At 33.0% G+C, this 23,082-nt stretch carries 16 protein-coding genes; 9 read left to right on the top strand and 7 right to left on the bottom strand.

Features of this window, described 5'->3' with window-relative positions; translation table 11 throughout:
* The first annotated feature begins 82 nt into the window (after positions 1 to 82).
* Positions 83 to 1,714, top strand: coding sequence for a chaperonin GroEL (groL, locus tag NAB20_RS06965; RefSeq protein WP_127823630.1), 1,632 nt, complete (start codon positions 83 to 85; stop codon positions 1,712 to 1,714).
* A gap of 63 nt (positions 1,715 to 1,777) precedes the next feature.
* Here groL and NAB20_RS06960 read toward each other — a convergent pair whose 3' ends face one another.
* The gene (locus tag NAB20_RS06960) at positions 1,778 to 3,862 is read right to left on the bottom strand and encodes a TonB-dependent receptor domain-containing protein (RefSeq protein ID WP_375605758.1); all 2,085 of its coding nucleotides are present in this window, start codon (positions 3,860 to 3,862) and stop codon (positions 1,778 to 1,780) included.
* A gap of 122 nt (positions 3,863 to 3,984) precedes the next feature.
* On the opposite strand from NAB20_RS06960, the gene NAB20_RS06955 reads away from it, so the two are divergent.
* The 4 genes from NAB20_RS06955 to NAB20_RS06940 are packed head-to-tail and all read left to right on the top strand — an operon-like array spanning position 3,985 to position 7,468.
* Positions 3,985 to 5,337, top strand: a complete 1,353-nt coding sequence (locus NAB20_RS06955) for a sensor histidine kinase (protein ID WP_375605757.1) — start codon at positions 3,985 to 3,987, stop codon at positions 5,335 to 5,337.
* 1 nt (position 5,338) lies between these two features.
* Positions 5,339 to 6,025, top strand: a complete 687-nt coding sequence (locus NAB20_RS06950; RefSeq protein ID WP_375605756.1) for a response regulator transcription factor — start codon at positions 5,339 to 5,341, stop codon at positions 6,023 to 6,025.
* Between the two features lie 34 nt (positions 6,026 to 6,059).
* A complete protein-coding gene (locus tag NAB20_RS06945; protein ID WP_375605755.1) occupies positions 6,060 to 6,956 on the top strand; it encodes a hypothetical protein in 897 nt (298 codons plus the stop codon).
* 23 nt (positions 6,957 to 6,979) lie between these two features.
* Complete coding sequence (locus NAB20_RS06940; RefSeq protein ID WP_375605754.1) at positions 6,980 to 7,468, top strand: DUF7000 family protein; 489 nt, start codon at positions 6,980 to 6,982, stop codon at positions 7,466 to 7,468.
* 1,948 nt (positions 7,469 to 9,416) lie between these two features.
* Here NAB20_RS06940 and NAB20_RS06935 read toward each other — a convergent pair.
* Entirely contained in the window at positions 9,417 to 10,151 is a 735-nt protein-coding gene (locus NAB20_RS06935) for a hypothetical protein (RefSeq protein WP_375605753.1), read from the bottom strand.
* Positions 10,152 to 10,537: 386 nt separating this feature from the next.
* Here NAB20_RS06935 and NAB20_RS06930 point away from each other — a divergent pair, with 386 nt between their 5' ends.
* From NAB20_RS06930 to NAB20_RS06915, 4 genes are all read left to right on the top strand, one after another.
* Positions 10,538 to 11,518, top strand: coding sequence for a hypothetical protein (locus tag NAB20_RS06930; protein ID WP_088389997.1), 981 nt, complete (start codon positions 10,538 to 10,540; stop codon positions 11,516 to 11,518).
* A gap of 148 nt (positions 11,519 to 11,666) precedes the next feature.
* A complete protein-coding gene (locus NAB20_RS06925; RefSeq protein ID WP_088389998.1) occupies positions 11,667 to 12,296 on the top strand; it encodes a hypothetical protein in 630 nt (209 codons plus the stop codon).
* Positions 12,283 to 13,101 carry a YecA family protein gene (locus tag NAB20_RS06920; protein WP_088389999.1) on the top strand — a complete coding sequence of 273 codons (819 nt, stop codon included), beginning with the start codon at positions 12,283 to 12,285 and terminating at the stop codon, positions 13,099 to 13,101. The genes NAB20_RS06925 and NAB20_RS06920 overlap by 14 nt, the downstream gene beginning before the upstream one ends.
* 46 nt (positions 13,102 to 13,147) lie before the next feature.
* Positions 13,148 to 13,813 carry a tetratricopeptide repeat protein gene (locus NAB20_RS06915; protein ID WP_088390000.1) on the top strand — a complete coding sequence of 222 codons (666 nt, stop codon included), beginning with the start codon at positions 13,148 to 13,150 and terminating at the stop codon, positions 13,811 to 13,813.
* 330 nt (positions 13,814 to 14,143) lie between these two features.
* Here NAB20_RS06915 and NAB20_RS06910 read toward each other — a convergent pair whose 3' ends face one another.
* The 5 genes from NAB20_RS06910 to NAB20_RS06890 are packed head-to-tail and all read right to left on the bottom strand — an operon-like array spanning position 14,144 to position 23,079.
* Positions 14,144 to 14,956 carry an SDR family NAD(P)-dependent oxidoreductase gene (locus NAB20_RS06910; protein ID WP_088390001.1) on the bottom strand — a complete coding sequence of 271 codons (813 nt, stop codon included), beginning with the start codon at positions 14,954 to 14,956 and terminating at the stop codon, positions 14,144 to 14,146.
* A gap of 2 nt (positions 14,957 to 14,958) precedes the next feature.
* Positions 14,959 to 16,248: a phenylacetate--CoA ligase family protein gene (locus tag NAB20_RS06905; RefSeq protein ID WP_088390002.1), complete on the bottom strand. Its 1,290-nt coding sequence runs from the start codon at positions 16,246 to 16,248 to the stop codon at positions 14,959 to 14,961.
* On the bottom strand, positions 16,245 to 17,894 hold the full coding sequence (locus tag NAB20_RS06900) for a C45 family autoproteolytic acyltransferase/hydolase (protein ID WP_088390003.1): 1,650 nt from the start codon (positions 17,892 to 17,894) through the stop codon (positions 16,245 to 16,247). Before NAB20_RS06900 ends, NAB20_RS06905 begins: the two co-directional genes overlap by 4 nt.
* Entirely contained in the window at positions 17,887 to 19,410 is a 1,524-nt protein-coding gene (locus tag NAB20_RS06895) for an NAD(P)/FAD-dependent oxidoreductase (protein WP_088390004.1), read from the bottom strand. Before NAB20_RS06895 ends, NAB20_RS06900 begins: the two co-directional genes overlap by 8 nt.
* On the bottom strand, positions 19,411 to 23,079 hold the full coding sequence (locus NAB20_RS06890) for a 1-acyl-sn-glycerol-3-phosphate acyltransferase (RefSeq protein ID WP_088390005.1): 3,669 nt from the start codon (positions 23,077 to 23,079) through the stop codon (positions 19,411 to 19,413).
* Positions 23,080 to 23,082: the final 3 nt, after the last annotated feature.

The following is a 23,082-nucleotide window of genomic DNA, read 5'->3' as shown; positions in this document are numbered from 1 at the left end:
ATAAAATTAATCACAATCACAGTAAAATAAGCATAAAGCTTATAGCATAAAGCTTATGACTTATAACTAAAACAAATAAAAAATGGCAAAAGATATAAAATTCGATATTGAAGCACGCGACGGTTTAAAGCGTGGTGTGGACGCATTAGCAAATGCAGTAAAAGTAACTTTAGGCCCTAAAGGTCGTAATGTAATTATTTCTAAATCATTTGGGGCACCTCACGTGACGAAAGATGGTGTTTCTGTGGCTAAAGAAGTGGAATTAAAAGACACTTTAGAAAACATGGGAGCGCAAATGGTAAAAGAAGTAGCTTCTAAAACCAATGATTTAGCAGGTGACGGAACTACAACGGCTACTGTTTTAGCACAAGCTATCGTTAAAGAAGGTTTGAAAAACGTAGCTGCGGGTGCGAATCCAATGGATTTAAAACGCGGTATTGACAAAGCGGTTGAGGCTATCGTTACAGATTTAGGAAAACAAGCTAAAGAAGTAGGTTCTTCAACAGATAAAATCAAACAAGTAGCTTCTATTTCAGCTAATAACGATGAAGTAATTGGTGATTTAATTGCTACTGCTTTTGGTAAAGTAGGTAAAGAAGGGGTTATCACAGTTGAAGAAGCTAAAGGAACAGATACTTACGTGGATGTAGTAGAAGGTATGCAATTTGACAGAGGGTATTTATCTCCTTACTTCGTTACCAATACTGAAAAAATGGAGGTAGAATTAGAAAGACCTTACATTTTATTATACGACAAAAAAGTATCTTCTTTAAAAGAATTATTACCAATTCTTGAGCCAGTAGCGCAATCTTCAAAACCATTATTAATCATTGCTGAAGATGTAGATGGTGAAGCGTTATCAACATTGGTAGTAAACAAATTACGTGGTGCTTTAAAAATTGCTGCGGTAAAAGCGCCAGGTTTTGGTGACCGTAGAAAAGCGATGTTAGAAGATATTGCTATCTTAACAGGAGGTACTGTAATTTCTGAAGAAAGTGGTTACACGTTAGAAAACGCCACTTTAGAAATGTTAGGTACAGCTGAAAAAGTGTCTATCGATAAAGACAATACAACGATTGTAAACGGTGCTGGTGACAACGAAATGATTAAAAATCGTGTGAACCAAATTAAAGCACAAATGGAATCGACTACTTCTGACTACGACCGTGAGAAATTACAAGAGCGTTTGGCTAAATTAGCAGGTGGTGTTGCCGTACTTTACGTGGGTGCTGCTTCTGAAGTGGAAATGAAAGAGAAAAAAGACCGTGTAGATGATGCTTTACATGCCACTCGTGCTGCCGTAGAAGAAGGTATCGTTGCTGGTGGTGGTGTTGCTTTATTAAGAGCAAAAGCTGCTTTAGCTGCTATTAAAGCTGAAAATGCTGACGAAGCTACAGGTATCCAAATTGTATCTCGTGCTATCGAAGCACCTTTACGTACTATCGTTGAGAATGCTGGTTTAGAAGGTTCTGTAATTGTAGCTAAAGTTGCGGAAGGTAAAGAAAACTTTGGTTACAACGCTAAAACAGACGAGTATGTAGATATGTTAGAAGCGGGTATCATTGACCCTAAAAAAGTAACTCGTGTAGCGTTAGAAAACGCAGCATCGGTTTCTGGAATGATTTTAACTACTGAGTGTGCTTTAATCGATATTAAAGAAGAAGCTCCTGCTGGTGGTATGCCAATGGGTGGCGGTATGCCGGGAATGATGTAATCATTTTTATAGACAAAACACAAAGCCGCTCTTTCGAGTGGCTTTGTTTGTTTAAAAATCATATTATTTAATTCTTCTCACGTTTTCGTCAATCTCCTTCCCTTTAAACTCTTCTATTTTAATTTTTCCAAAAGAATATTTTACTGCTATAGAAAGTAAATTAGAATCTGTATAATAAACCCCTTTTGAGGTAATAGTATTAATAGTAAAGTTTTCATTATAAGCAACTTTTCTGAAAATATCATTATAACTTAAGGTACAATCAAATTGCTTGAAAAAAGTTTTAGAAATAGCCAAATCGAAAGTAACCAACCCATTTCTATCGAAAACACCTTCCTTTCTTGAGGTCAATCCCCAAGTTGTCAATGAAAATTCAATTTCCCTTGGAAGTTTGAAAATATGATCCGTATAAAAATACAAATAAGGTTTAGATTGGTTTACCACCGAAAGTTTATCTTCAACCTTGTTGAGAATTCCACTTAGAATTGTAGTTGAAGACCATTTTCTATATTGAAAAGGGAGCGTGAATTCAAGATTAAAACCTGATTCTTTTTGAAAATTTTCGGTCTGAAATCTAAGCAAATTTTGATTTTTATTATAATCAACAGCAAAATAGACAGGATTTTTTATAAAATTATAACTCATTTTCAGAGTTTTATCCTTGAACTGATAACCAAGAGTTAACGCATCCGTAATTGTTGGATCTATATTTATATTATTATTCCAAACAAGATATGGATTTATATAAGTTGATAATTGACTTGCTAAAGAGAAATTAGGTCTTGTAATACTTTTAGCATAATTAAAACTAACAGTGTTTGTACTATCAATAGCGAATTGAACATCAAGTTTTGGAAAAAAATTAGTGTAGTTTTTATCAATTAACAAATCTTTTTCTGATGCATTTTTTCCTTTAGCATTAGTATTTTCCATTCTTATGCCAAAAGAATAATTGATCTTTTTATATTCCCCTGACAAATTAGAATAAAAAGCCATATTAGCTTCTTTATAATTATAGTCTGTTCCTGAAACCGAACTAGTGTTCAAATTTTCTATTCTAGATAGGGTTCTAGGATTTGCTTTTAGATATAATCCTCCTAATTCTAATTTCATTTTATTTTTAAACTCTTTTTCAAAATCAAAACGAGTAGAATATACTTCTATAGCTACATTTTGATTTCTATTTTGTGTTAACTCAAATTGAGTTTGATTATAGTTGTTTGAAATCAAACTTTTAATTTCTTGAGCAAAATTTGAATACTGACAACCAAAAAACAATTTACCATTAATACTCTTGATTTTATGATTGTAGTTTAAAAACCCATTTGCAAAATTTCTATCTTCATTATTAACATTTATAGTATTAATTGAATTTACATCCAAACCCTGCTGATTATACGTATCTGTAACGATATCAAAATTATCTTTTTGGCTTCTTCTGCTCACATTCATTGAAAAGTAATCATCTTCATTAATCTTATAAAAAAAACCTCCACCATAAATAAATTGAGGTCTATTTGTAATTGCGGTGACCCAATACTTTGATTTTATATCATAATCTGGAATAGTAAAATCATTTCCATTTTTTTCCCAAACTTTTAATTGATTGTAATTAAAATTGATTTTGCATTCAAACCTACCCTTCTTAATTCCTGAATTTATTCCGAAATAATTATTAAATCTCCTTTGAAACGAAGCATTTTCAGTCACATTAATTTTAAAACCGTCTCTTTTACTAATTCTTCTAGCGATCAAAATTACAACCCTACCATTTGCTTCATATTTTGAAGAAGGATTTTCTATAATTTCGACTGTTTTTATATCTTCTACAGATAATGAGTTCAAATCATTTATTTCTGCCCTTTGATTATCGATATAGATAAGTGGACTTCCTTTTCCAACAACTGTAATTGACTCTTTATTTGAACTTACTTGAATTTTAGGAAGCTTTGCTAATAAATCGATAGAATTAGGCACGGCATTAAAAATAGAATTAGCAACATCAATTTTGATATTGCCATTTTTATTTTCAATGGCTATTTTTTCTTTCACTATTTTAATTTCTTCCAATTTTTTCGTCTCTTCTTGACTAAAAAGAGGTTGAAATGATAGGAACAATGCTATAACAAAAAACAAATTCTTACTCATAGTTTTAAATTTGTCACAAAATTGATTCAATATTTTTCTATGAGAGTTAATGGAGCGTTAATGCAAGGTTAAAATCGAAAAATCAGATTATTTAGTTTATTTTTGAAACTGTTTTGAGACCTATGAAGCAAAAAATTAACCTTTTAATTGTTTTTTCATCCATAATATTAATTGTCTTAATTGCAATGCAATACTATTTGGTTAAAACTTCCTATGAATACAAAGTGGAACAATTTCATATGGAAGTCAAAGAGAAAATTTCTAAAATTACAAACGACTTTACTGACATAGATTCAAGTGTAGTACAAAACAGTGAGTCACACAACTCAACTCTTTTAAAAAACTACATCAGTAACAAAAACTTCAAATATCACTTTAAAGAAAAATTCTTAGCTAATCCACAACGTAGTTTATTAACCGCTTTATTAGAGAAAAAAATCAACCTTGAATTTCCCAAAAACAAAGTCGAATTTGCTGTCATAACAAATAAACTTATTGTTCTTAAATCTAACCAAAAAACAGATACTATTTTCTCTGAAAAACCTGTTATTCAGAATATCTCTTATGGAAATTTAAACACACTGGACGAAGCTTTTCCAGTTCGAAATTATGTTGCTACAACAAATGGAAATACTAATTACAAACTCCTTTCGGAAGATACTTTATTTGTTTCTGTAAAAAACTGGGAATTTATCATTTTACAAAGAATGGCAATTATTTTGGCAATTTCAACAGTATCCATCATCATTATAATTTCATTGTTTGTCATTACTCTAAAAGCTCTAATCAAACAAAAAAAAATAAGTGATGTTAAAACCGACTTTATCAACAATATCACACACGAATTAAAAACGCCCTTAACTACATTATCTGTTTCCACGAAAATGTTAGAACGAAAAGAGATACAGGAAAACAAAGAAATTTTGAATTCTCTTTTGCAAACAATCAATCGTCAAAATGTTCGTTTACAAAACCTCATTGATCAAGTGTTATCCAATTCGTTAGGATTTGAAGAAATTGAGCTTCAGAAAGAGAACTTAAAAATAAATTCTTTTGTACAAACTATTATTTCTGATTTTCATCTTGCCTATCCGAATATCATTATTAATTCAAATATAAATACAAAAGAAACCACATTGTTTTTAGATAAATTTCATCTAACTACAGCGCTGAATAATGTATTAGAAAATGCAGTAAAATATGGTTGCAAAAACATAGCGTTAAAAACCTCTCTTAAAAATGGAATTTTCAACATAAGTATTACAGATGACGGAATTGGAATTGCAAAAGAGAAGCAATTATTGCTGTTTGAAAAGTTCTACAGAGTAGAACAAGGTAACCTGCATAACACAAAAGGTCTTGGTTTAGGCTTATATTATGTTGATCAAATTATAAAGGCTCATAAAGGCACAATAAACGTTGTAAGCGAATTAGGGAGAGGAGCTTCATTTACAATCGCTATTCCTTGTACATAATATGAAGAGAATCCTTTTAGCCGAAGACGATTTTGATTTTGCTAATGTTCTAAAACAATATTTAGAACTCTATTCCTTTGACGTTAATTGTGCCAATGATGGACAAGAAGCACTAGATTTACTAAAAAAAGAAACCTTTGACATTTGCATCTTAGATGTAATGATGCCCAAAATGGACGGATTCACTTTGGCCGATAAAATCATTACTATCAATCCAGAAATACCTTTTGTTTTTTTAACTGCTCGAAATCAAAATGAAGACAAAATCAAAGGATTAAAATTAGGTGCCGATGATTATATTGTAAAACCATTTGAAGTGGAAGAATTGGTTTTAAGACTAACAAACATTCTCAAAAGAACTAGTAAAAAAGAAACATCTGAAGTAAAAAGAGACATACTCAAAATAGGAAATTATTCATTTTTAGTCAATCGATTTGAATTAAAACTAGATAATAAAACGCAACAACTTACTGAGAAGGAAGCTTCATTATTGCTATATCTTTTTGAAAATAGAAACCAATTACTGAAAAGAGAACAAATTTTAAATGCTGTTTGGGGAAACGATGATTTCTTTTCAGGCAGAAGTATGGATGTTTTTATTAGCCGACTTAGAAAATATTTTAAAGACGATTCATCAATAAAAATTGAAAGTATTCGGAATATCGGGTTAGAATTTAAAGTTTTGTAAATAGAAAAACTACTTTAATAAAAAACACTAATTTATGCATTACAAACTAATCTTACTATTAATAAGCTTTACTTTTATTTCTTGCAAATCAGACTTTAAAAAAAAGAAGGTAGTAAAAACCAAGCATTACGAACTAACCATAGCTCCGCACTCAAAAGCAACATTGATTTTGTTCCCTTGCTTCCCTTGCGATATCGAACACACCAAAAGCGAAGCGAAATTTTTAAAAGATTTAGATAAAGAAGGCATCTCAACGCTTTTAATGGATTTCAACCAAAAACTCTATTTATCAGAAGCTGAGAAAAAAACGTACTCGCAAATGTTAAATCAAATTTTTAACAAAAATCAATTGGATAAAAATCATATTTATATGGGTGGTTTTTCAAGTGGCGGTAATATTTCTTTTATCCTTTCCAATTATCTTATAGCTACAAAAAATGCCTTAAAGCCAGAAGGCGTTTTCGCTGTCGATTCGCCTCTTGATGTAGAACGATTGTATCAAAATGCTAAAATCGACCTCAAAAGAAATATAAATAACGAAGCAATCGAAGAAGGTAAGTTTATAATACAACTGCTTGAAGAAGAATTAGGTAAACCAGAGCAAAATATAGCTAAATACGAGAATTCCTCACCGTACACTATATCCACGCATGCGACCAACAACATTTTTCATTTAAAAGATATCAAAACACGCTTTTATTACGAACCTGCACTAGCCTACCATAAAAAAGATTCGGGCAGAGAGTATGAAGAATTAAATGCTTATCAATTAGCGCAAACACACAAAGCCTTAGAAAATTTAGGTTCAAAAAATTCAGAATGCATTAGTACTAAAAACCGAGGCTATCGTGCTGATGGCACAAGAAACCCGCATACCTGGAATTTAGTCGAGCGACAAGATTTGATAAACTGGATATTGGATAGAAAATAAACAACTAAACATATAAACCAAAAATGAAAGACTTAAATTATTTCATTGACATATACAAAGAGCAATTAAACAAAGGCGATATCCAAGAAGCCTATGTAGGACTTGTTAAATATATCACTGGACTTAGAAACTATTTATCAAACAACATCGGAGACACCTATTCTTTCGGTAGTATTTTTCAAGGTTATATGGACTATACCTATTTTTATTACACAAACGCCTTTTTAAAGGAACGAAAACTAAAAATGGGACTTGTATTGAATCATCCTAAAATGCAATTTGAAATTTGGTTATTAGGACAAACGATTCCAATTCAAGAAAAACATTGGGAATACTTCAAATTAACTAAATGGAATAAAAACAGAATAACAAAACCACAGTATTCCATTCTTGAAGCGATTTTAATTGACAAACCAAACTTTAACGACCTAGAAAAACTAACTAAACAAATAGAAGAAAAATTAATCTCTATTACTGATGAAATAATTGAGGATATAAATTCAAATACATAGATATAGATTCAAAAAACATTGACATTGAGATTGATAACAAACTCCAACTTCTAAACTTCTGATTTTTTATGTAGATTTGAGTTTTACAACAAGTATATAAGAAATTTCAATTTTCATACAAAGATTTACGATGCGTATATAGGAAATTACGGTGCACATATAAAGATTTACGATGCGTATATAGAAAATTACGGTACGCATATAAAGATTTACGGTGTACATATAAACTTTTACGGTGCGTATATAGAAAATTACGGTGTGCATATAATGATTTACGATGCGCATATAAAGATTTACGGTGCGTATATAGAAAATTACGGTACGCATATAAAGATTTACGGTGCATATATAGAAAATTATGGTACGTATATAAAGATTTACGGTGTGTATATATGAAATTACTGTACGTATATAAAGATTTACGGTGTGTATATAGGAAATTACGGTACGTATATAAAGATTTACGGTGTGTATATAGGAAATTACAGTGCGTATATAAAGTTTTCCGATTAGTAATACCTTTAAACTTCATATAATAAATTATCATTTACTCTCAACACCCCTATAGTCCCCTCAAGGGGACAATCCTAGGTGTATACCTTAGGCAGTATTAGTAACATTTCTTAAAATATAATTGTATTATTTATTTAAAAACTTAAAACAACACGAATTCCACCAATTTACACGAATTTCAATCACTTAAACAATTCATTTTTAAATTAAACACCCCTATAGTCCCCTCAAGGGGACAATCCTAGGTGTATACCTCAGACAGTACTATACGTATTTCGTAAGATATAATTGTATTATTTATTTAAAAACTTAAAACAACACGAATTCCACCAGTTTACACGAATTTCAATCACTTAAACAATTCATTTTTAAATTAAACACCCCTATAGTCCCCTCAAGGGGACAATCCTAGGTGTATACCTTAGGCAGTACTATACGTATTTCGTAAGATATTCATCTGATATAGAGCACACGGGAGAGGATTTTAAAAACCTAGCAGGTACTTTTAGACCTGTCAGGTTTCGAAAGGAACGGGTAGACTCAGGAAAAGAATTCTATGGATGGTGTTATAAAAAACCTAGCAGGTACTTTTAGACCTGTTAGGTTTCGAAAGGAACGGGTAGACTCAGGATAGGAATACAATGAGTGGTGTTTAAAAAAACTAACAGGTACTTTTAGACCTGTCAGGTTTCGAAAGGAACGGGTAGACTCAGGGTGGGAATACAATGCATGGTGTTATAAAAACCTAACAGGTACTTTTAGACCTGTCAGGTTTCGAAAAAAAAGGGCAGACTCAGGATAGGAATACGATGGGTGGTGTTTAAAAAAACTAACAGGTACTTTTAGACCTGTCAGGTTTCGAAAAAAAAGGGCAGACTCAGGATAGGAATACGATGGGTGGTGTTTAAAAAAACTAACAGGTACTTTTAGACCTATCAGGTTTCGAAAGGAACGGGTAGACTCAGGGTAGGAATACAATGAGTGGTGTTTAAAAAACCTAACAGGTACTTTTAGACCTGTCAGGTTTCGAAAGGAACGGGTAGACTCAGGGTAGGAATACGATGGGTGGTGTTTAAAAAACCTAACAGGTACTTTTAGACCTGTCAGGTTTCGAAAGGAACGGGTAGACTCAGGGTAGGAATACGATGGGTGGTGTTTAAAAAACCTAACAGGTACTTTTAGACCTGTCAGGTTTCGAAAGGAACGGGTAGACTCAGGATAGGAATACAATGAGTGGTATTAAAAAAACCTAACAGGTACTTTTAGACCTGTCAGGTTTCGAAAAAAAAGGGTAGACTCAGGGTAGGAATACGATGGGTGGTGTTTAAAAAACCTAACAGGTACTTTTAGACCTGTTAGGTAAAAAAACAAAACTCTAGCATTTGATTGCTAGAGTTTTTCATAAGTCATCGATAAATGTCTGTCTACTTAATTGTTAATCTTGTTCTCTAAATTGTAATTTCACAAGGGCTTTATAATAAGGTTGTGCGGCTTCACCTAGGGATTTGACATAAGCTTTTACTTCCTTTATCGTTTTTAGGGCGTTATCAGGATTGGTATATAAGATTTTGTTTCTATCCATACGTGCTGTGATTAACGCATTGGCTGTAGTGTTTACGTTTTTACTTAAAGCATCTAATTGTTGTTGTAATGTTTTTAGGTTTTGTGTTTTCAGTTCTTCTTCGTTGGGTGCAAATTCTGGATGTATATTTAACTGCTCTATTAAAACGGAAAGGTTCGCAATACGACTGTCAAAACTTTGTTGCAGGGTTGAAATGGTTTTGGTTTCTGCGGTTTCAGGATTTACTTTTTTAGCTTTTACATCACCACGAATTTTCTTTACTAGAGTTTGGATATTTTCTTTATCGGGCTGCGAAATGGCAATAGATTTGACAAAATTATTAATTCGAGTGGTTAATTTACTTACAGGTTCCATGGCTATTTCACGTGCTGCTACTGCGTTTTTGTAGGCTGGAATTTTGGTATTTAGTCCTAGTATAGTCGCTTCTACCTCTTGTTTAATTTCTAATAGGTTCGCAATCCCCAATTGCGGATTAGAAGGATTATAGAGTGCACCCATTTCTTGAAGAATTTGAATGGCAGCGCCAAAATTTGCGATGTTCTTAGCGTGTCCCGTTTCGGAAGTTGAGTTTTTGTTTGTTGTTGTCATGATAATTTGTTTAAGAATTACTACATAATTAGTGATTTTTTTTGAAAGAGGAAAAAATAGTTTTGGGTGATGGATGATGGGTGAAAGTAAGCTAGTGTTGTGTGCGATGTATTCGTTTTAGCGAGGCAAGTAAATTAAGTTAGCACCTAGGTGTTTAACTTTAAACACTACTTTATAAATCGTTGGTAGCCCAGATATAAAACTGACAAAAGTTTGCAAAAAATCATCAGTTGGTTAGATACATTATCCGTTTAGATTTTCTATTTTTGGAATACGAAACAATTTTAGTTAGCGAAATGCGCTTTTGTATTGTTTCGATGAAAACAATAAACAAACTTATAATAGGGTTCGCCTATTTATGAGTTATAGGACATTTTGGAATAACTATGAGTAAAAAAGTAGACAATAGGAAAAAGTTATTTGACAAATTCTCAAATCAACTCCATTTGTTAAAAAGTTATGGTTTAATTGATATTGAATTAAAATATGACAGAACATACATTTGTCCAATTTGCCTTGGTCAATTCGAAGAATCAGATATAATTTCTTCTAATACAAAAAATTTTCTTACTGAAGAAGATGCTCCTCCTGAAAAACTTTATGGAAAAAGAATAGCATTAACGTGCAAAAAATGCAATTCCTCTGCAGGGCATCAAATTGACAATCACCTTATTAATAGAATAAGAGAAATTGATGACAACAATTATTATAAGGGTTCTACTCAATTCAGAAATTTTGATTTTGAAGGAGAAAATATTACCGCAGAAATCACTTCAAATGGTGATGGAACTTTACGTGTATTACATCGAAACAAGAAAAACAATCCAAACCTCTTAGAAAAATTTATTTATGGCATCAAAACAAAAAATGTTGGGCCATTATTGAATTTAAAACCAAAAGATTATAAAATTATTCCTGAAAGAGTGGATTTAGCGCTACTAAAGACCAGTTATATAATCACATTTTCCAAATTTGGCTACATTTTTTTATTAGACGATTTTTACCAAAACATTAGAAATCAGATAAAAGATATGGATGCCAAACCTAGTGGTGAACTATTCCTGTCAAATCAATTGCAATCAGAAAATGTTGGAACATATTATGTTCTTAATAAAAATGCAAAATCAATTTTCAATGTCTTTTCCTTAAAGACTGAATATTCAGAAACCATTGTGAGCTCTATAATTCCATTACCAAACTTGACAGCTAAAAAAATCCATAGTACTTTAACTTCAAACGGTTATAATGTTAATCAGCCTGGAAAAATTGGGGTTAATTTAGATGTTAGTACTTATGATATGAACGCTGATTTATTTAGTGATATTGATGAAATTAAAAAAATAATAAACTGGAAAAACGTCCTATAACATAGTATTTGCAAAAAAGCGGGAGTAATGCTTAACCAAAGTCCAGTAATTTTTATTAACTTCCGTGCTTAAATGATGTTTCGGTATTTTATACCGCTTCTTCGCAAATACTCGGAACGTTAGCTGCAAGCATTTAAAAACCTAAACTATGACATTAACTATTATCGACAGTACTGAAACTTTTTCAACTTGGTTGAATAGAGAATATATCGATGAAGAACTTCAAAAAGAACTTGCAAAAGCATCTATCTTACTCACACCTTTCGAAGATTTACGTGACAATACGCCACCTGTCTTTCCAATAGGAACAGAAAGTCTCATAGACTACTTTAAGAAAAATTTACCATCGGAGATTTCTATAGATATCTGTATTGGAGAAGATGATTACCTCGAATTCGCATTTTACAATAATTACAAAAGGTTAGGTAAGTTTGTTATTTTATCAGTAACCATTCCAATTTTTATAACTGTATTTTCATCATATGTTTATGATAATTTTATTAAAGAAGATGAAAGTAAACCTCCGATAATTACAGTAGATAATTCAACAACGATAACAAATAAAACAACGGTCATCAATAATCCACCAATAAAAAAGGTAATTGACTCTAAATCTCCAAGTGAAATTACACAAAAAAAGTTTCTTCAACCCACACATATAAAATTCACCGTTACTGTTGTCGATAGTACTGGGACATCGAAAGAAATCGATTATGAAGGTCCTGCAAATGAAGTTGGAACTGCACTTAATGCATTAAAAGAATATGAAGGAAAATAATATTTGGGACCTTTTAATAGAACTTGAAAATATAACAGATTTAAAGTTATTACAAGAACAAATACAAGTTATAAAAGAAGAAGCATTATTAGTTAATGACCAACACATAGCTAAAGAATGTTGGATTGCGCAATCAATTCTTCAGATACATTTTCAGTATCGAGAAGCATTTGATTATTTAAGAAAAAAAGAATACTATAAAGCTTGGTGCGAACTTGAAAGAGTTGAAATTGAATTTCATGATTTAAAACGACATTTCGACACTAAAACTAATAGTTATGGATTGTATAAAATAGAAAAAGGTTTAAGAAATTTACAAATTCTCTATCCATATAAGTTATTTGGAAGTGTAGAACTACTTAAAAAAAAGAAAAAATGTAGCGTTTGTGATAAAGAAATATCAATAAGAAGGCCATGTGGTCATCTCGTTGGTGAAATTTATAATGGTGAAATTTGTCATAGGATTGTCACCGATGTAGAAGTCTTAGGCATGGCATTAGTACAAGATCCTGGAAATAAATTTTCTGTGATGTTCATTAAAGATGAAACTGGTAATCAAACTGATCATTATAATTACTATCCGTTAGAATATCTCTTTAGTGTTGTTAATGATCCTTATGAAGATTGGGATCTTGAAATATCCGAACGTTATGTCAAAGAAAGCGACTTCAAATGCGGTAGAAATGACAAATGTGAGTGTGGTTCAGGGCTAAAATTTAAAAAATGCTGTCTAAAAACTATCGGAAATACTTATCCTCACTATGTATTTCTATTTCCTAAAGATTTAATTACAAATCTAACTTAAAATAGCCATGCCAGCAGCTAACTGGCAGTAATTCAAAAAAAAGACAATGAAATTAACATCTGTTTTATTCCTTTTAATTTTCATTTCTTGTGGAAAAAACAATCAAAGTGAATCTTTTGAAAAATTTAATGAAGGAGTTGAATTAAATCTGAAATCAATTGAGGAACAGAATAGCGGAAATTATGAAAAAGCTGTTGAGCTAAATAGACTATCAATTGAAAAATTTAGAGAAACTTTAAAGATTGATTCTACACATTCAACAGTTAGAAGTGCTTTAGCTCATAGTTTATATATTGATAAAAAGTATAAAGAAGCAATTTATTGGTTTGAAGAATCTAATAAAGTAAATGGGAAACAAGCTCAAAACTATAGAGAATTGGGATTGTGCAAAATAAATTTAGGAAACATAGAATTAGGAAAAGTAAGTATTGACAAAGCTTTTGAAATGGACAAATCTAAAGAAATTAGAAATCTTACAATGTTAGATTTGACTGATATTGGAAACCTTGCCTTTGAATATGGTGAAGGTTTTACAAAGCAAAATGAATTAGAAAAAGGAAAGAATTATAAAATATTTTCAATTGGTGTTTTAAAGTTAGCTTATGAATATGACAATCAGAATAAAGAATTAGCATTGAAAATATCAGAATTTGCAAACAAAATTAATGACATAGAAACATCGTTAAAATATAAACAATTATCAAAAGAATGAACTACTGCTAACAGCTAAGGTTTCGTTGGATTCAAAGTATCAACAATAAAAATATCCATTGGAATTCTTCTCAAACTCTGTAAAAACTCACTTATTTATCTAATCTTTGTAAGTTTTTCGTAGTAAAAATAAAAACCCCGACCTTACGATCGGGGTTTTTATTTGATTCAAACTTTCACTTGCCCTTATTTAGGTCGGAAAGCGCTATCAATACGGGAAATTAAATCCTTCCCAAACTCTAGAGTAGCCACCACTCAACAACTGCAATCACAGTTTTTTGCTTAACACACTTTTTTAGGACAGTATCTATTTCTAAAAAAAACAGCTGTTTTACAACACCTGTTTTCTTATAATTTTATTAAAAATACGATACCCCAATACCGAACGTAAGGTACTCATAGCATTGGCATCAAAGCCTACGGTATAACGTGTGAATTTTACGCGGGGTTTATTGGCTATAGCAAAAAAGGTTTCTACGATGTCGTTTATTAAGTTGGTGTTTTTGGATTGTTTTTTTAGCAATAAGCCCGAAATTTTATCCATCATGGCGTCATAAATTGCAACGCTTGTGTTTTCACTTTTCACCACGTTTTTTTGAAATGCTGTGGGGGCATTCCCAAATTGTACGGTGCTCACGCCTATTCCAAAATTCATCAACTCATACGACATACATTCGGAGAAACTTTCTACAGCACTTTTAGTGGAATGGTAAAAACTTCCTAATGGCAAATTAACCAATCCAGCAATAGAAGTCACATTAATAAAATGTCCAAAACCTTGTTGTCTGAACACGGGAATGAATGCACGGCATACTTTTACACATCCCAGCCAATTGATATCCACAATTTTGTCAATTTCTTCATCTTTAGAGAACTCAACAAAAGAACGGTAGCCAACCCCAGCATTATTCAGTATGACATCAATAACCGCGTGGTCTTTTAAAATAGCTTCTTTAGCTGTAGCGATACTTTCGGATGAGGTCACATCTAAAAGATAACTGCTTACATTGGGTAATTGCACTGTTTCTTTGCCATGGTCAAAACAAGTCATAGTTGCTATAACATGCCAGCCATTTTCAGAAAAATAACGTGCCGTACTGGCGCCAATACCGCTAGAAGCACCTGTAATTAATATAGTTTTCAATTTTAGTTTCGTTTATCAATAAAAGTTATGGGTTTACGACTCATGGGTGGAAAAATGATTTTTTGTATTACTTCCATAGGTAATACTTCCAACTTAGGCGCTACACGTAGTTTGGCTCTAAAATGGTCTTTCACCTCGGTTAGAAATCTGTCGCTGGTGTCTTTTGAAGCAATTTTAATCACAATTTCATCCGTTCCTAGCTCGTTGGTAGAAATTTCAAATACGTGGGCTTGAATAGGCTCAAAACAAGTCATCAAATCATGCATTGCGGGTGGATACAAGGTAGTACCTTTGTATTTTATCATGTGCTCCTTTCTACCTACAACAGGTCCAACACGATAGGTTTGGCGTCCGCAAGCACACGCAGAGGTATGCAACTGTACTACATCGCCTGTTTTAAAACGCAACAACGGCATTCCTTCTACTCCCAAAGTAGTAATCACTAATTCGCCCGCTTCGCCAGAAGCTACAGGCTGATTATTGGCATCTAAAACTTCGGTAATAATCAATTCTGGATGGTGATGCCCTCCTTGTTGCTGATTACATTCGGTAAATGCGGTGCTCATTTCGGTAGACGCATAGGTAGAATACAAGGCAATAGGCCATTGTTCTTGTATTTTTTGAGTTAGTAAACTGGGAGAAAAGTCTTGATTCCGCAAGGATTCCCCAATACAAATCACCCCTTTTATACTTGAATTTTTATAATCAATACCGTGTTTTTCGGCATATTCAATCATTTTTAATAAAAAAGAAGGTACCGCAATTAGAAACTTAGGCTGGTATTTTAAAATAGAATCCCATTGCAATTCCGGAATACCAGCACCTACTCGGATGATACCCGCTTTCAATTTTCGTAATCCTAGAAAATAAGCCAATCCAGCCATAAAACGACGGTCCATAGTAGTCATTAATTGCACTACATCACCTTCCTGCACTCCAGCACAAGCAAAAGAAATCGCTTCGTTATAAGCCAAACGTTCCAAATCGGCATCGGTCAAACCAAAAGTCACCGGACTTCCTAAAGTCCCAGAAGTGGTTGCATAATCAATAATTTGATGTTTGGGCACACAAAAGAAATCGTCATTATTTTGTTGCAAATCGGTTTTGGAAGTAACAGGCAATTGTTGTAAATCTTCCAAAGTTTGAATGCTGTCAATATTTATGTTTTGCTCCAAAAACATGCGCTGATAATACGGCGAATGGGCTTGGAGATATACCAGTAACTCACGTAATTTTTGCTCTTGAAACACTTTGATTTCATGTGCGGATGCCTTTTCTATTTCGGGTATCATGGTAATTTCTTTTTTGTTTTATGCCAATATTTTTCTACTTCCTTACGATCGGGCAAGGTAGTAATTTCTAACTGCATTGCCTTTTGAAAAGCTTCTGCTGCTTCTTTGTATTTTTTTATAGTATACCAATACTTCCCTAATTTGAAATGTACACTCCATAAGTTCGGATTGGTTTGACTGTACTGCGTTATAAAATCGACCGAAAGGTTTTCTTTTTTTCCTAAGGCGTTATCCATGTCGCGGTCTAATTTCCTAAAAATTTCATAATTTTTAAAGGCTTCTGATTGTATAAAATCGTCCGCTTCCATTTTTAATGTCGTAACTTCTGAAAGTTTGGGTTCTTTTGCATCAAAAACGGTATTCAAATCATACGCTACAAAAGCCCCTAGTTGATACGGATTAGAGGAAACCCACATCAGGCGACTTTCTGGTTTAAAAATGACCGCATGATGTGCTAATAGCTGATTGATGGCTTTTTCATTACCGTAACCAATTTTAGCTTCTTTCAATCCTTCTTTGTTTCGAAGAATTCCAGCCATTTTTTCTGGATTCAACTTATCTTGTTGTTGCAACAATTCTTGCATACGCTCCATGCGATATTGCGAATGACTCTCACGAATGTGTGCTTGATTGCGTTTGTCTGAAAAATACGGTTTACTCTGAAAATGATTCGTACACAACAATTGGTTGGTATTCGGTACTTCATAAACGCCAAAATTCTTGGGTGATACTTCAATAATAACCCCTTTTTTATCTTTTGCACTCCCTATCATAATGGATTCCGATACAAACACAGGGCGTTTTTTAGCGATAGCTATAGCTTCCTCAATGGTAGAAGCGTATTGCAAAATTTCTCTGGTTAATAATGAAATAGGTGTTTTAGCTAGCAATGGCATTTTGGATTTACTTGCATTGATGGTAACCGTCAAACCTTCTTTATTCATTCCTGATAAAACGCCTATCATTCCAGCCCATGCCACGGAAGCATACGGAATTCCTTTATCAGGCTTAACAAAAGTGATTAATTTGTCTTGAGCAAAATCATCACCTGCATAAAAATCTAAATTTCTTCCAATCAGCAATTCGCCATCGGCACTTTTATCACCCCAAACGGCTAAAGAAGTACACCCCACTAAGGCTAAATCTTGCATAACATGCCCGATATCATGCGCACCGTGTAAATACAAACTTCTTAAAAAGGGCGGTGCAATGTAATTGTATTTTGTGTCGGTATACAGGGACAAACCGTAGATTTCGGTTTTGAACTCCTCAGTAACATTAAGATGTAACTTACGATTGTACCACTTTAATATATTTCGTAACAACCATTGTTTGGTTTTAGAAGGAACCATTTCGGTTACTTTAGAAAAAAAGATTCGTTCTTGTTTTTTTACTAAAGGTTCTGCCAAAGCGCCTGTTAACATTCCTCTTTCTGAGGCTGAACCCGACACATGGAGTTCCCATATTTTTTTATCATTTTTAACTAAAAAGCCATTGGCATGTGTAACCAAAGTATCTGAAATTTTAGACACTACAGGTTGTTGCATTGGAATTTCCAAAGGCAGATGATGAATCGATTTTGAAATCCCACAGGCATTCAAAATCAACATTGATAAGACACCTATATACTTCCCTATTTTATCCATTTGCTATTTCTTGATTAATTTTATTAATCAAATATTCTCCATCTACAATTTCGGAACAAGTAGCCACTGCACCTATGGTAACTCCTAAAACACCGTGCATATTGATGCTTTGCCCTGTTAAAAACAAGTTTTCAATTTTAGTTTTTGGAGAAATAAAGGTCAACATGGGGTTATTAGAATCTTTTACATAACCGTATAAATTACCGTTATGTCCCCCAATATAATCACGATAAGATAAAGGTGTAGAGGCATGAATGGACCTAATACATGAACGGATATTGGGGAATTTTTTCTCTATTTCTTTCAGAAAAACTTCTATTTTCTCCTTTTTGAAAGCTTCATAAGCTTCCCCTCTAGATTCTTCTTCCGAAACGGTATTGTGTGTATCAGCCCACTGAGCCACTTCTTCAAAACGCATATAAGTAATGGCTGTTAAGCTTTCGGCCCATAGTTGGTCAGCTGATGACACATTCATAGACAACATATAACTTTCTGGCCATGATTCTTGCGTATATTCCCCAGCTTGCCAAATACGACTTGCCTCTTTGAAATGATAATAATTATGATTGATGTAGGAAAATGTCTCAGGTTTAAACACAACATAAATACTAAAAGGCGCAATTTGTACTTCTAATTTTTGTATACGCTTAAAATAGGATTTACGAAAATGTTGTTCGCCTATTAATTTTAAAGTCGTCTTGGGTTCAATGTTGGAGATAAAAACAGCTCCAAAATATTCTTCTCCATTTTTTGTTAAAGCAGAAGCTAATTTTCCTTCTGAAAGGGTAAATCCATTAACTTCTCTATGTTTGAAAACATCGCCTCCATATTTACGGATAACTTTTATCAGTTGTTTGGTTATCTGACTTCCTCCGTTAATACAACGCCAAGCACTTTGCATATAGGAGTTTACGGATAAGGCATGCACATAAAAAGGCGTTTTATCTGGTACACCTGCATATAAGAAATTGGAACCCGCTAATACTGCTTTTAGTTTCTCATCTTGCGTTAATTGATCAAAATAATTTTGCGCATTGATAGCTAAAATCTCTTGTTGGTATCCTTCGCCCATTTTCAAATTATACAATGGAAACGAGTCGCAAGTATATTGCAGTTGCTTGCAATATTTTTCTAGAGCTTCTTTTTGAGTAGGAAAAAAAGGTAGTAATTGCTTCGTAAAATTAGCGTAGCCTTGTGCATGCGGATATTCATTGGAATCGTCATCAAAAGTAATTAAATCGTACCCATCAGGGTTCATCAATTTCAGCTTGAGTTGGTCAATGATTTCAATATATTTAAAATAGCTATGCAAATTTTGACCTTCTGCCAAACCACCTATATAATGAATCCCCGTATCAAAAATAGTTTTATCACGCACAAAAGTTTGTAAATTCCCTCCGTATTGGTTGTTTTTTTCCAATACGCATACTTTTTTTCCTTCTTTAGCAAGAATGATGGCAGAAACCAATCCACCTAGTCCACTTCCTACTATGACTACATCATACTTCCTTTCCATTTATCGTTTTAAAACTATAAGATTCGCTTTTTGATATGCACGAACAAAACCTTGATTTTCTAACACTGAAATATATTTTGAAGCTTGAAATAAAACCACTTCATTCACTTGACTAGCGAAAGCAACTATTTTATCATTTTCAAAAATTTCTGTAGCAACTAAGAGCACTTCACAAGACTTTATTTCTTCTTCATTAACAAAACATTTAATATGACGTTTGGCAGTAAGATAATGCGTTGATGCTATCGCACGTTTTTCTTCATTTGAATATAGCGCTTGAACTTTTCGCTTGGGATGTTGCAAAGTCAACACAGCATTCAATTGACCATAGTCATCTGCCAAATGCAAGATTTTAGCATCGTCTTTTATCAAGGTAAAAAACTCAAAATAATCATTTTTATACTTTTCAAAATCCGATTTTACAGCGGAATAAATCTCTTCTTCTTTATATAAGTAACCATCAACCACTTTTCTTTGAAAGAAATTCGCATCTTCCAATTCTTGACGTACTTTGAAAAATTCATTTCTGAAAAATTTATTTATCTTTTTAGTTCTTGCGGAATAATCCGCTCCAAAACTACGGTCTTCATACGAAATATAATCGCCCACTACTACCGTCAAACTCTCATTGTGAATCATAAAATCACCTTTAGGAGAGGTTTCGGCACTACCATGTATATATACGGGTAGAATATCTAATTTGAATTCTTCCGCTAAGAAAAAAGCGCCTTTATGAAAACGTTTTACCACATTGTCATCAGAACGTGTTCCTTCGGGAAAAATCATTAACGAATACCCTTCTTCCATTTTTTTACGCAAATGGTCTACGCCTCCTTCAATACCTTGCGATACGGGATAATAGCCCATGGCTCTCACGGCTCTTCCGAAAATTAGCGAATTATACACCCAATCGTTTACTAAATAAACAATTTTATGCGTTAACATTCCGAATACTAGCGTATCTAATACAGAAACATGGTTTGCTATTACAATGGCTTGTTTGCTAAAATCTATTTTGTGTGAATTAATTACTTTTTTCTTAACAATTGGATTCATTTTTAGAACGGATCTAAAAAAATAAGCCATTCCTTTTCTAAATAAAAGTGTTTTTGCTTCTTTATTTCCAGGTGTAATTCCTATTAAAAACCTACCTATCATAGAAAATACAATCCCACCTAAAGCATAATAGGTTAATGCAATAATGGATATAATTACGGTAAAAAGTCGAACTGGAATATTGCCTTTTTGTTGACGTTTAAAAAACAACCATTTGAAAACTATAGGATAAAAAACAAAGGTAATTAGCAAAGCACTAATAACGCCTAACAAAGACACTGAAGAAATGGAAACCAATGCGGGATGCTTCGCAAAAATTAAAGCACCAATGGCTAAAATAGTAGTTAATGCAGCCAGTATGATAGAAATACGATAAGCTGGCATTTCATCTTTCCCTGTCGTATATTCTTTTTGAAGTGCACTGGTCATGAATAGGGTAAAATCAACACCATGCCCAAAAATAAGCGTACAAACTATGGTACTAAAAATATTCAATTGAATGCCGAAAAGTGCCATTAATCCCGCCGTAACTAAACCTGTTGCTGTGATAGGTAACAAACTGGCCAATACCAATTCGATACGTTTGAAAAACACAAAAAGGATTAGGATAACAGCTATGAACGAATAATTGACTAGGTTTTGAAAATCATCTCTTAGCTTACCTAAAAATGTTTCATTCAACTGCTGACGGTCAATAGCCACCACATTTGCAAAACTATCTATCGCTTTTACAAAATCAACTTTCCGATTTTCATCCAACTTAACAATACTGGCGATTGTATACCAATTCTTCGTATTTGACACGTACTCATCAGACAAATCGGGAATGGCTTGTTTTAAATTCTGTAATTGTAAAGGTTGTATATCTGAACGAATCAAATCATAAAATGCTTGATGTGTTTCTGGTTTAAATCCGAAAGCTTTTCCTTGTTGAACAAGCTGGTTTTGCACATTTTGACATTTTCCTGCTGTCCAAAATGATTTCCATTGTGCTATTTTTTGATTTTGTTCCGCCTCAGAAGGTAATAAACCGGCAAGAGAACTATAATTATTGATTTTCTTAGCTTGCTTTTGTTGGATTAAAAAAGCATTTAATTTAGCATTAGCTTCAACAGCTTCTTTTTCAGAATTACCATACGCCACAACATAAATGGCTTTTGAAGTTAAACTGGTTGAAGCTTCTAACTTGGCCTCAGCCTCTTTAACATCCGATGGAATGAAATTTAAATCGCCTAAGTTGTTATTAAAAGTGACTTTATTAAATGTAAAACAACTTATAATCAACACTACGAAAGTGCCAATAACCAAGAATTTATTACGCTCAAAAGGGATTTTAGAAAGTTTATCCAAAATACCTGCATGTGCTAAACCATCCTTTTTAGGTTTGTATAAATGAGGAATAATTATCAATGAAAACAAGGCAGAAACCATCACGCTGATGGAGGCAAATATCCCTAAATCTTTAAGTGCATCAGACTTTACAAACAACAGACAAAGAAAAGCAACCGCCGTAGTTGAACTACTCATGATGAGTGGCTTGGCTGTATCTTTATACAATTGCTTTACATCGGCATTATGTCGATAATGTGTCATGATATGCAAAGCATAATCTATGGTTACACCCAGTAAAACGGCACCAACACTCAATGAAATAGCCGAAATAGTTTCGCGAATAAAGTACAAACTTGCCACTGCAAATAGGACTCCAAAAACGGTAGGAATAAAAATAATGATGGGAATGGTAACTTTTCTAAAAAAGAATATTAGAATGAACATTAAAGTCCCCATAGATAATAAAACCGTCGTAATAATATCCGATTTGATTTGATTGGCATTGGCTACAGCAATAACAGGCGAACCAAAATAAGACAAGGTTGTTTTATTTTTAAAACCTGTATTAATAGCTGATTGAATAGCTTTAAGTTGCGCTACAAATTGGGTGTTTTTTTCGGTTTCACTACCGCCGTACTTCGGATTAATGAACAACAATAACTTAGAACGGTCGCTCGTTAACAAATAACCGTCTTTCATGATAAACTCATCACCAATAGAGAGTTGTTGCATTTTTTTTAATCCAATAAAGCTGATTCCTAATGGGTCGTTGATAATAAAATCACGTGTAATCATACCCGAAGGACTTATGAGCGATTTATAGTTTCCTTCAACTCTATTTTTGATACTATCCGTTTGGATTTTTTGTCCAATAGCTTGATAGTCTTTTTCATCTAGAAACAAGGGTAAATTTTGATACACAAAATCAAAAATCCCTTTTATATTTTCTTGGGCAACAGCTCCCTGAACTCCTTTCACATAAGGTTGCACGGCTTGCAGGCTATCCATAAATACGCTTGCTGTTTCCGTCAAATCATCTTCTGTGCCTTTAGGGGTACGTTCAATGATAACCGTAATTTTATCTGCAAATTTTAATTGTTTGATAATTTTTGAAGTAACATCGGCTTTATCATTTTTTGGTAAAACCCGTGTAATATCTTCTTCAAATTTGATTTGACAGGCAAAGAATGTTAATATAACCAACAATACTATTGGCAACAAGAAAGCCAGAATCCGATTCCTCTGAACGAATTCATGAATTTTAATAAAAAAAAAATACATTTA

The organism is Flavobacterium davisii (assembly GCF_042182265.1).
GTDB classification, from domain to species: Bacteria; Bacteroidota; Bacteroidia; order Flavobacteriales; family Flavobacteriaceae; genus Flavobacterium; species Flavobacterium davisii.
This window is presented reverse-complemented; position numbering and strand designations above follow the sequence as displayed.

Coding starts and splice junctions, on each gene's coding strand:
- groL (WP_127823630.1), top strand. CDS start 83: ATGGCAAAAGATATAAAATTCGATATTGAAGCACGCGACGGTTTAAAG.
- NAB20_RS06955 (WP_375605757.1), top strand. CDS start 3,985: ATGAAGCAAAAAATTAACCTTTTAATTGTTTTTTCATCCATAATATTA.
- NAB20_RS06940 (WP_375605754.1), top strand. CDS start 6,980: ATGAAAGACTTAAATTATTTCATTGACATATACAAAGAGCAATTAAAC.
- NAB20_RS06905 (WP_088390002.1), bottom strand. CDS start 16,248: ATGATACCCGAAATAGAAAAGGCATCCGCACATGAAATCAAAGTGTTT.
- NAB20_RS06900 (WP_088390003.1), bottom strand. CDS start 17,894: ATGGATAAAATAGGGAAGTATATAGGTGTCTTATCAATGTTGATTTTG.
- NAB20_RS06890 (WP_088390005.1), bottom strand. CDS start 23,079: ATGTATTTTTTTTTTATTAAAATTCATGAATTCGTTCAGAGGAATCGG.
- NAB20_RS06915 (WP_088390000.1), top strand. CDS start 13,148: ATGAAATTAACATCTGTTTTATTCCTTTTAATTTTCATTTCTTGTGGA.
- NAB20_RS06945 (WP_375605755.1), top strand. CDS start 6,060: ATGCATTACAAACTAATCTTACTATTAATAAGCTTTACTTTTATTTCT.
- NAB20_RS06895 (WP_088390004.1), bottom strand. CDS start 19,410: ATGGAAAGGAAGTATGATGTAGTCATAGTAGGAAGTGGACTAGGTGGA.
- NAB20_RS06930 (WP_088389997.1), top strand. CDS start 10,538: ATGAGTAAAAAAGTAGACAATAGGAAAAAGTTATTTGACAAATTCTCA.
- NAB20_RS06925 (WP_088389998.1), top strand. CDS start 11,667: ATGACATTAACTATTATCGACAGTACTGAAACTTTTTCAACTTGGTTG.
- NAB20_RS06920 (WP_088389999.1), top strand. CDS start 12,283: ATGAAGGAAAATAATATTTGGGACCTTTTAATAGAACTTGAAAATATA.
- NAB20_RS06960 (WP_375605758.1), bottom strand. CDS start 3,862: ATGAGTAAGAATTTGTTTTTTGTTATAGCATTGTTCCTATCATTTCAA.
- NAB20_RS06950 (WP_375605756.1), top strand. CDS start 5,339: ATGAAGAGAATCCTTTTAGCCGAAGACGATTTTGATTTTGCTAATGTT.
- NAB20_RS06935 (WP_375605753.1), bottom strand. CDS start 10,151: ATGACAACAACAAACAAAAACTCAACTTCCGAAACGGGACACGCTAAG.